At 54.8% G+C, this 8,871-nt stretch carries 7 protein-coding genes; 5 read left to right on the top strand and 2 right to left on the bottom strand.

Going from position 1 to position 8,871, the window contains the following annotated elements; all coding sequences use genetic code 11:
- Positions 1–49: 49 nt before the first annotated feature.
- The gene (locus KQJ18_RS18700; RefSeq protein WP_042310278.1) at positions 50–682 is read right to left on the bottom strand and encodes a LysE family transporter; all 633 of its coding nucleotides are present in this window, start codon (positions 680–682) and stop codon (positions 50–52) included.
- Between the two features lie 338 nt (positions 683–1,020).
- Between KQJ18_RS18700 and yahO the strand changes: the two genes are divergently transcribed.
- Positions 1,021–1,296, top strand: a complete 276-nt coding sequence (yahO, locus tag KQJ18_RS18695) for a DUF1471 family periplasmic protein YahO (protein ID WP_006685820.1) — start codon at positions 1,021–1,023, stop codon at positions 1,294–1,296.
- 32 nt (positions 1,297–1,328) lie between these two features.
- On the opposite strand, the gene prpR is transcribed toward yahO, so the two are convergent.
- A complete protein-coding gene (prpR, locus tag KQJ18_RS18690; protein WP_087857010.1) occupies positions 1,329–2,939 on the bottom strand; it encodes a propionate catabolism operon regulatory protein PrpR in 1,611 nt (536 codons plus the stop codon).
- Between the two features lie 251 nt (positions 2,940–3,190).
- Between prpR and prpB the strand changes: the two genes are divergently transcribed.
- The 4 genes from prpB (at position 3,191) to prpE (ending at position 8,738) form a co-directional block, all read left to right on the top strand.
- The gene (gene prpB / locus KQJ18_RS18685) at positions 3,191–4,072 is read left to right on the top strand and encodes a methylisocitrate lyase (RefSeq protein ID WP_038637980.1); all 882 of its coding nucleotides are present in this window, start codon (positions 3,191–3,193) and stop codon (positions 4,070–4,072) included.
- An 80-nt stretch (positions 4,073–4,152) separates the two neighbouring features.
- Complete coding sequence (gene prpC, locus KQJ18_RS18680) at positions 4,153–5,322, top strand: 2-methylcitrate synthase (RefSeq protein WP_038637983.1); 1,170 nt, start codon at positions 4,153–4,155, stop codon at positions 5,320–5,322.
- Positions 5,323–5,359: 37 nt separating this feature from the next.
- Positions 5,360–6,811, top strand: coding sequence for a bifunctional 2-methylcitrate dehydratase/aconitate hydratase (locus KQJ18_RS18675; RefSeq protein ID WP_121528651.1), 1,452 nt, complete (start codon positions 5,360–5,362; stop codon positions 6,809–6,811).
- A gap of 40 nt (positions 6,812–6,851) precedes the next feature.
- Positions 6,852–8,738, top strand: a complete 1,887-nt coding sequence (prpE, locus tag KQJ18_RS18670) for a propionate--CoA ligase (protein WP_042310270.1) — start codon at positions 6,852–6,854, stop codon at positions 8,736–8,738.
- The last annotated feature ends 133 nt before the right edge of the window (positions 8,739–8,871 follow it).

Genomic DNA, 8,871 nt, shown 5'->3' with positions numbered 1-8,871 from the left:
TCAGGCGGTATTACGGACAATTACGTCACAATGGTCAAGTTAAACTCGCTTAACGATGGCTGACACCTTCATAAATCAGCCTGAGCGCGAAGACGCCGATAATGGCGCCTATCACCCGGCTGGCAACCCGCTGGATTCGACCATACGCACGGCGTACGGCGGGCAAAGAAAACGCCTGGCTGAGAAAAATACGCCAGATAACGGAAGACAACACAATACCTGCCCAGGCCATGAGCCTCGCCCACGTAGGCGTTTCTGCGCTGAGGGTGACGGAGAAGATACTAATAAAAAACAGAACGGTTTGCGGATTAGATAAATCCGTTAATAACCCGCGGCGGAAAAATACATACCAGGGGGCGGAAATCGGCTGCTGTAATGTTGGCATTTGCGGTGTAGCCTGATGACGAACACTATTCCAGGCAAACCATAGCAAGTAGGCGCCGCCGACAATTTTAATCAGTGAAAATATCTCTTCGCATTGGGTAATCAGCGTCGCCATGCCAAAGAGCCCGAGGCCGGAGTAGAACGCATCGCCTAAGGCCACGCCCAGACCGGTCATCACCCCTGCGCGTCGTCCTGACGCCAGGCTGGTTTGCACCACCACGAACAGGTTCGCGCCGGGATTAAAAAAGGTTAAAACAAACAGGCTGATGGTAAGTACGACGGCGTGTAAAGGTTCCATAGACAACGATTCCATTAGTAAGAGCGGGCCTGGGGCATGCTTAGACTGCTAACACTATAATTTTAGCGCGCTCGTCATTCTGCGTATTTACTCACACTGTATTGTGAAATGCGCCTAAATTTGCCAATAGCGTCTACGCCTGGTTTCTGTAATCCAACTGCGCCGGATAATGCCGCGGCGTGGGATCTTCTGTTATACGCGATACGCAAAATATCTTTATATTTCCGCCAGCTCTGGATCTTTTTTGCGGCCTGAACTACTTATTAATCATCCTTGACTCGCATGGCGAATGTTCAGGGGGCGATGATGGCATATATAACAAAACCTGGAGCTTTTATATGAAAACTGGAATTAAAGTACTTATTGGTGCGTTAGCTTTTGTTGTGTCCAACGCGTATGCCGCGGAATTTATGACGAAGGTTGAGTTTGAAAAGGTTGAGTCGCAATATACCAAAATCGGTGATATTTCAACAAGTAATGAAGTATCAGCCGCTGATGCGAAAGAAGACCTTCTGAAGAAAGCCGAAGAGAAAGGCGCAGATGTGGTGGTATTAACCTCCGGCCAAACGGACAATAAAATCCACGGTACAGCCAATATTTACAAGAAAAAATAATGCGCGGTACTGAAAGATAACATACCCGCCAGTCATTGCACTGGCGGGTTTTCTTTTAGCCTGCGCCAGAACGTAGTTCTGCTGATACCGAGATATCGCGCAGCCGCGGTTTTATCGCCATTGAATTGCGCCAGCACCTGCTGCGGCGTCAGTGATGAAGTGACCTGCGGTGGGGCAGCAACAGCGGCCAGTTCAGGTAACAACTGCTGTAGAAATTGTACGTTCAGCGCCGGCTGCGGTTCGACGCTTAAAAACAGCGCCAGACGCTCCATCATATTGCGTAACTCGCGGATATTTCCCGGCCAGCCATAATTGAGCAGCGTAGGCTGGCTCAGGGCTAATCCCTTACGCACGGGTTCAGAAAACGGTACATCCAGTTCTGCCAGCGACTGTTTTAAAAAGCCTTCCGCCAGCGGCAGAATATCGGGCAGCCGCTCGCGTAGCGGCGGCAGTTTAAGGCGCAGAATGCTCAGGCGATAAAACAGATCCGTACGAAATTCTCCCTGTTTCATCTCTTGTTCCAGGTCGCAGTGCGTGGCGCTGATCACCCGCACATCGACCGGAATCGGCTGATGTCCACCGACCCGGGTGACCTCTTTTTCTTCCAGTACGCGCAATAACCGGGTTTGTAACGGTAGCGGCATTTCGCCTATCTCATCAAGAAACAGCGTCCCGCCGTGGGCAATTTCAAACAGGCCCGCGCGTCCTCCCCGGCGGGAGCCGGTAAACGCGCCATCCTCATAGCCGAACAGCTCCGCTTCCAGCAATGATTCGGTGATTGCCCCGCAGTTGACGGCAACAAACGGCGGCGAAGGTTTTCCGCGCCGATTCTCCTGACGCGTAAAATACTCACGATGAATAGCCTGCGCCGCCAGCTCTTTACCTGTGCCGGTTTCACCCTGAATCAGCACCGGCGCACGCGAACGGGCGTAGAGCATAATGGTGTGCCGCACCTGTTCCATTTGCGCAGAGTGACCGCGCATATCTCCCAGCGCATAGCGGGTGCGCAGCATATCGCCAGAGGCGTATTGCCCGTTTCTGCGCAGCGTCAGACGGGTCATATCCAGCGCGTCGACAAAAGCCTGACGCACGGTGGCCGCCGAATAGATAAAAATGCCGGTCATGCCCGCTTCTTCCGCCAAATCGGTAATCAACCCCGCGCCGACCACCGCCTGGGTACCGTTGGCCTTCAGCTCGTTGATTTGTCCACGGGCATCTTCTTCGGTGATATAGCTGCGCTGTTCGAGCTGCAAATTGAAGGTCTTTTGAAAGGCGATTAGCGCGGGGATGGTTTCCTGATAGGTAATGACGCCAATCGATGATGTCAGTTTTCCCGCTTTCGCCAGCGCCTGGAGTACGTCAAACCCGCTGGGTTTAATCAGGATCACTGGGATCGATAAACGGCTTTTCAGATATGCGCCGTTGGAGCCTGCCGCAATGATGGCATCGCAACGCTCAGTGGCCAGCTTCTTACGGATATAGGCCACCGCTTTTTCGAAACCCAGCTGAATAGGGGTGATGGTCGCCAGGTGGTCGAACTCCAGACTGATGTCGCGAAACAGTTCGAACAGGCGTGTGACCGAAACCGTCCAGATAACCGGTTTGTCATCGTTCACTCGCGGCGGAAGATGCGTATCAGCCATAAGCAACCCAAAAAGTAAGGAACCGAGTATAAGGGTTTAGTTGTGTTTCATAAATGTTGCAATGAAACATTCAAGTCGGTTTCATGAAACGATAGCTGACACGCTTTTGTACATAAAAAATGCAGGTGCTAAATGTAATTCATTGTTTTAAAGATGAAAAATTGAATTTGCACAAAAGTTTCGGTCTTTGGCATATCCCTTGCTTTAGGTAAATCAACAAATGGTAACAAGTTGATAACAAGAGGACGGATATGTCTCTACACTCTCCAGGGCTGGCGTTTCGCGCCGCGCTCAGCAAAGAAAACCCATTACAAATCGTCGGCACCATCAACGCCAATCACGCTCTGCTGGCTCAGCGTGCCGGGTATCAGGCGATTTATCTCTCTGGCGGCGGCGTTGCGGCGGGGTCGTTGGGTCTGCCGGATCTCGGTATTTCTACCCTTGATGATGTACTGACCGATATTCGTCGTATCACTGATGTTTGCCCGCTGCCATTGCTGGTGGATGCGGATATTGGTTTTGGATCGTCGGCGTTCAACGTGGCGCGTACCGTGAAGTCGATGATTAAAGCCGGGGCCGCCGCGCTGCATATTGAAGATCAGATCGGCGCCAAGCGTTGCGGGCATCGTCCGAACAAGGCGATCGTCTCTAAAGAAGAGATGGTCGACAGGATCCGCGCCGCCGTGGATGCCCGCACCGATCCCAACTTTGTGATTATGGCGCGCACCGATGCATTGGCGGTGGAAGGGTTAGAGGCGGCTATCGATCGTGCCCAGGCGTATGTCGAAGCGGGGGCCGACATGCTGTTCCCGGAAGCCATTACCGAGTTGGCGATGTACCGCCAGTTTGCCGATGCAGTGCAGGTTCCGATCCTCGCTAACATTACCGAATTTGGCGCCACGCCGCTGTTCACTACCGATGAACTGCGTAGCGCGAACGTCGCCATGGCCCTGTATCCGCTGTCTGCCTTCCGCGCCATGAACCGTGCGGCTGAACGGGTCTACAACGTGCTGCGCCAGGAAGGCACGCAAAAGAGCGTGATCGACATTATGCAGACGCGCAACGAACTGTACGAAAGCATCAACTACTACCAGTTCGAAGAGAAACTCGACGCGCTGTACACAAAAAAGTAACCGTCGTAGGCCGGATAAGGCGAAGCCGCCATCCGGCAATAAATTTGTACCCTACATATTATAAAAATGACGAGGACAACATGAGCGACACAACAATCCTGCAAAACAACACGCATGTCATTAAACCTAAAAAATCGGTTGCGCTGTCAGGCGTCGCCGCCGGAAATACCGCGTTATGCACCGTGGGTAAAAGCGGTAATGACCTGCATTATCGCGGCTACGATATTCTCGACCTGGCGCAGCAGTGCGAATTTGAAGAAGTCGCGCACCTGTTGATCCACGGGAAATTACCTACCCGCGACGAGCTCACCGCCTATAAAAGCAAACTTAAAGCGCTGCGCGGCTTACCCGCAAACGTGCGCACCGTGCTGGAAGCGCTGCCTGCCGCATCCCACCCGATGGATGTGATGCGCACCGGCGTCTCCGCGCTGGGCTGTACGCTACCGGAAAAAGAGGGGCATACCGTTTCCGGCGCGCGCGATATTGCCGACAAACTGCTGGCGTCCCTCAGTTCGATCCTTTTGTACTGGTATCACTACAGCCATAACGGCGAGCGCATTCAGCCGGAAACGGACGATGATTCCATTGGCGGGCACTTCCTGCATCTGCTGCATGGCGAAAAACCGTCGCAAAGCTGGGAAAAGGCGATGCACATTTCACTGGTGCTGTATGCCGAGCACGAATTCAACGCGTCCACCTTCACCAGTCGTGTGATTGCGGGAACCGGCTCCGATATGTATTCCGCGATTATCGGCGCGATTGGCGCGCTGCGTGGGCCGAAACACGGCGGGGCGAATGAAGTTTCGCTGGAGATCCAGCAGCGTTATGAAACGCCGGATGAAGCCGAAGCGGATATCCGCAAACGCGTGGAAAATAAAGAAGTGGTGATTGGGTTTGGTCACCCGGTTTACACCATTGCCGACCCGCGCCATCAGGTGATTAAACGCGTGGCGAAACAGCTTTCTCAGGAAGGCGGTTCGCTGAAAATGTACAACATCGCCGACCGTCTGGAAGAGGTGATGTGGGAAACCAAAAAGATGTTCCCTAACCTCGACTGGTTCTCGGCGGTCTCCTACAACATGATGGGCGTCCCGACCGAAATGTTCACTCCGCTGTTTGTTATCGCCCGCGTGACCGGCTGGGCGGCGCACATCATCGAACAGCGCCAGGACAACAAAATTATCCGACCCTCCGCCAACTACACCGGCCCGGAAGATCGCGTATTTGTACCGATCGAAAAGCGTTGCTAATTGAAACCTCTAAATATAAAAACAGGAGTTGTACCCTATGTCCGCACATATTTCGAACGTTCGCCCAGACTTTGACCGTGAAATCGTTGATATCGTTGATTACGTTATGAATTACGAGATCACCTCAAAGGTGGCGTACGACACCGCGCATTATTGCCTGCTCGACACCCTTGGCTGTGGCCTGGAAGCGCTGGAATATCCGGCCTGTAAAAAACTGTTAGGACCGGTGGTGCCGGGGACCGTAGTGCCGAACGGCGTTCGCGTACCGGGCACCCAGTTCCAGCTTGATCCGGTGCAGGCGGCGTTTAACATCGGCGCGATGATTCGCTGGCTGGACTTCAACGACACATGGCTGGCCGCGGAATGGGGCCATCCTTCCGATAACCTCGGCGGCATTCTGGCGACGGCTGACTGGCTGTCACGCAACGCGGTGGCGGCGGGGAAAGCGCCGTTGACCATGAAAAAAGTGCTGACCGGGATGATCAAAGCCCATGAAATTCAGGGCTGTATCGCGCTGGAAAACTCCTTTAACCGCGTTGGATTGGATCACGTTCTGTTGGTAAAAGTCGCCTCCACGGCGGTGGTCGCGGAGATGCTTGGGCTGAGCCGGGAGGAAATCCTCAACGCCGTTTCGCTGGCGTGGGTCGACGGCCAGTCGCTGCGTACCTATCGTCATGCGCCAAATACCGGCACGCGTAAATCCTGGGCGGCAGGCGATGCGACCTCCCGCGCAGTACGTCTGGCGTTGATGGCAAAAACGGGCGAGATGGGATATCCGTCTGCGCTGACGGCGAAAACCTGGGGCTTTTATGACGTCTCCTTCAAAGGGGAATCGTTCCGCTTCCAGCGTCCATACGGCTCTTACGTGATGGAAAACGTGCTGTTTAAAATCTCCTTCCCGGCCGAGTTCCACTCGCAGACTGCGGTAGAAGCGGCAATGACGCTGTATGAACAACTGCAGGCCGCGGGTAAAACGGCGGCGGATATCGAAAAAGTGACCATTCGCACCCACGAAGCCTGTATCCGCATCATCGATAAAAAAGGCCCACTGGATAACCCGGCGGATCGCGATCACTGCATCCAGTATATGGTCGCCATCCCGCTGCTGTTTGGGCGTTTAACCGCGGCAGATTACGAAGACGGCGTGGCGCAGGACAAACGCATTGATGCCCTGCGCGAGAAGATCACCTGCTTCGAAGATCCGGCCTTTACCGCCGATTATCACGACCCGGAAAAACGCGCCATTGCTAACGCCATCACTCTCGAGTTCACCGACGGTTCACGTTTTGAAGAAGTGGTAGTGGAGTACCCAATCGGTCATGCGCGCCGTCGCCACGACGGTATGCCGAAGCTGGTCGAGAAGTTCAAAATCAACCTGGCGCGTCAGTTCCCGACCCGTCAGCAGCAGCGCATTCTGGATGTCTCCCTGGACAGAGCCCGCCTGGAGCAGATGCCGGTCAATGAGTATATGGACCTTTATGTAATCTAAACCTGCGTGCGGCAAGGCGTAAGTTCAACAGGAGAGCATTATGTCTTATAGCGAGTTTTATCAACGTTCGATTACGCAACCGGAGTCGTTCTGGGCCGAGCAGGCCCAGCGCATTGACTGGCAGCAGCCGTATACGCAGGTGCTGGATCACAGCAACCCGCCGTTTGCCCGCTGGTTTTGCGGCGGCAAGACCAATTTGTGTCATAACGCCATCGACCGCTGGGTGGAGAAACAGCCTGAGGCGCTGGCGCTGATTGCGGTGTCATCGGAAACCGAAGAAGAGCGTACCTTTACCTTTCGTCAGTTGTACGACGAAGTGAACGTGGCGGCGGCAATGTTGTTGTCTCTGGGCGTACAGCGCGGCGACAGGGTATTGGTTTATATGCCGATGATCGCCGAGGCGCATATTACGCTGCTGGCCTGCGCGCGCATTGGGGCGATCCATTCGGTGGTGTTCGGTGGCTTTGCCTCGCACAGCGTGGCGGCACGTATCGACGACGCCCAACCGGTGATTATCGTTTCGGCGGATGCCGGCGCGCGCGGGGGCAAGATCCTGCCGTATAAAAAGCTGCTCGATGATGCAATCAGTCAGGCGCAGCACCAGCCGCGTCATGTGGTATTGGTCGATCGCGGTCTGGCGAAAATGGCGCGGGTAGAGGGGCGCGACCTCGACTTTGCCGCGCTGCGCCAACAGCATCTTGGCGCGCGGGTGCCGGTGACGTGGCTGGAATCGAATGAAACCTCCTGCATTCTCTATACCTCCGGGACAACCGGTAAACCGAAGGGCGTCCAGCGTGACGTTGGCGGCTATGCGGTCGCGCTGGCAACCACGATGGATACCATTTTCGGCGGTAAAGCGGGCGGCGTGTTCTTCTGCGCGTCGGACATCGGCTGGGTGGTTGGGCATTCGTATATCGTGTATGCCCCACTGCTGGCGGGGATGGCGACGGTGGTGTACGAAGGGCTGCCAACGTATCCGGACTGCGGCGTGTGGTGGAAGATTGTTGAGAAGTATCAGGTTAGCCGGATGTTCTCCGCGCCAACGGCGATCCGCGTACTGAAGAAATTCCCGACCGCGCAGATCCGCAATCACGATCTCTCCTCGCTGGAGGTGCTGTATCTGGCCGGGGAACCGCTGGACGAACCGACCGCCAGTTGGGTAACGGAAACGCTGGGCGTCCCGGTTATCGATAATTACTGGCAGACCGAATCCGGCTGGCCAATTATGGCGATCGCCCGTGGGCTGGACGACAGGCCGTCGCGGTTGGGCAGCCCTGGCGTGCCGATGTATGGCTATAACGTGCAGTTGCTCAATGAGGTCACCGGCGAACCCTGCGCAGCGAATGAGAAGGGTATGCTGGTGATTGAAGGGCCACTGCCGCCAGGGTGTATTCAGACCATCTGGGGCGATGACACACGGTTCGTAAATACCTACTGGTCGCTGTTTTCTCGTCAGGTATACGCCACTTTTGACTGGGGCATTCGCGATGCCGACGGCTATTACTTCATCCTTGGTCGGACGGATGACGTCATTAACGTCGCCGGACATCGACTGGGTACGCGTGAGATAGAGGAGAGTATTTCCAGCTATCCAAACGTCGCAGAAGTGGCGGTGGTCGGCGTGAAAGATGCACTGAAAGGGCAGGTGGCGGTTGCATTTGTCATTCCGAAGCAGAGCGATAGCCTGGAAGACCGTGACATCGCGCATTCAGAAGAGAAGGCGATAATGGCGCTGGTGGATAGCCAGATTGGTAATTTTGGCCGTCCGGCACACGTCTGGTTTGTGTCGCAGTTGCCGAAAACGCGCTCCGGTAAAATGCTGCGTCGCACCATCCAGGCAATCTGTGAAGGCCGCGATCCCGGCGATCTGACGACCATTGACGATCCGGCGTCGCTGCAGCAAATTCGCCAGGCGATCGAGGAGTAGCCGTTATTCATTGGCCCGGCGGCGCGATGCTTACCGGGCCTGAATTTTAATCGACTTTCTTATACGGTCCATGATAGTAATCAAACGGCGCATAGACCGTATCTGCCACAAAAGACAGTGGTACATCGATAAA

Origin of the sequence: Citrobacter sp. S55_ASV_140, assembly GCF_018919505.1 — a bacterium.
Taxonomy (GTDB): Bacteria; Pseudomonadota; Gammaproteobacteria; order Enterobacterales; family Enterobacteriaceae; genus Citrobacter; species Citrobacter werkmanii.
This window is presented reverse-complemented; position numbering and strand designations above follow the sequence as displayed.

What these genes read in the sequence shown, in the direction of transcription:
- KQJ18_RS18700 (WP_042310278.1), bottom strand. Translation starts at nt 682, where the DNA reads ATGGAACCTTTACACGCCGTCGTACTTACCATCAGCCTGTTTGTTTTA.
- yahO (WP_006685820.1), top strand. Translation starts at nt 1,021, where the DNA reads ATGAAAACTGGAATTAAAGTACTTATTGGTGCGTTAGCTTTTGTTGTG.
- prpR (WP_087857010.1), bottom strand. Translation starts at nt 2,939, where the DNA reads ATGGCTGATACGCATCTTCCGCCGCGAGTGAACGATGACAAACCGGTT.
- prpB (WP_038637980.1), top strand. Translation starts at nt 3,191, where the DNA reads ATGTCTCTACACTCTCCAGGGCTGGCGTTTCGCGCCGCGCTCAGCAAA.
- prpC (WP_038637983.1), top strand. Translation starts at nt 4,153, where the DNA reads ATGAGCGACACAACAATCCTGCAAAACAACACGCATGTCATTAAACCT.
- KQJ18_RS18675 (WP_121528651.1), top strand. Translation starts at nt 5,360, where the DNA reads ATGTCCGCACATATTTCGAACGTTCGCCCAGACTTTGACCGTGAAATC.
- prpE (WP_042310270.1), top strand. Translation starts at nt 6,852, where the DNA reads ATGTCTTATAGCGAGTTTTATCAACGTTCGATTACGCAACCGGAGTCG.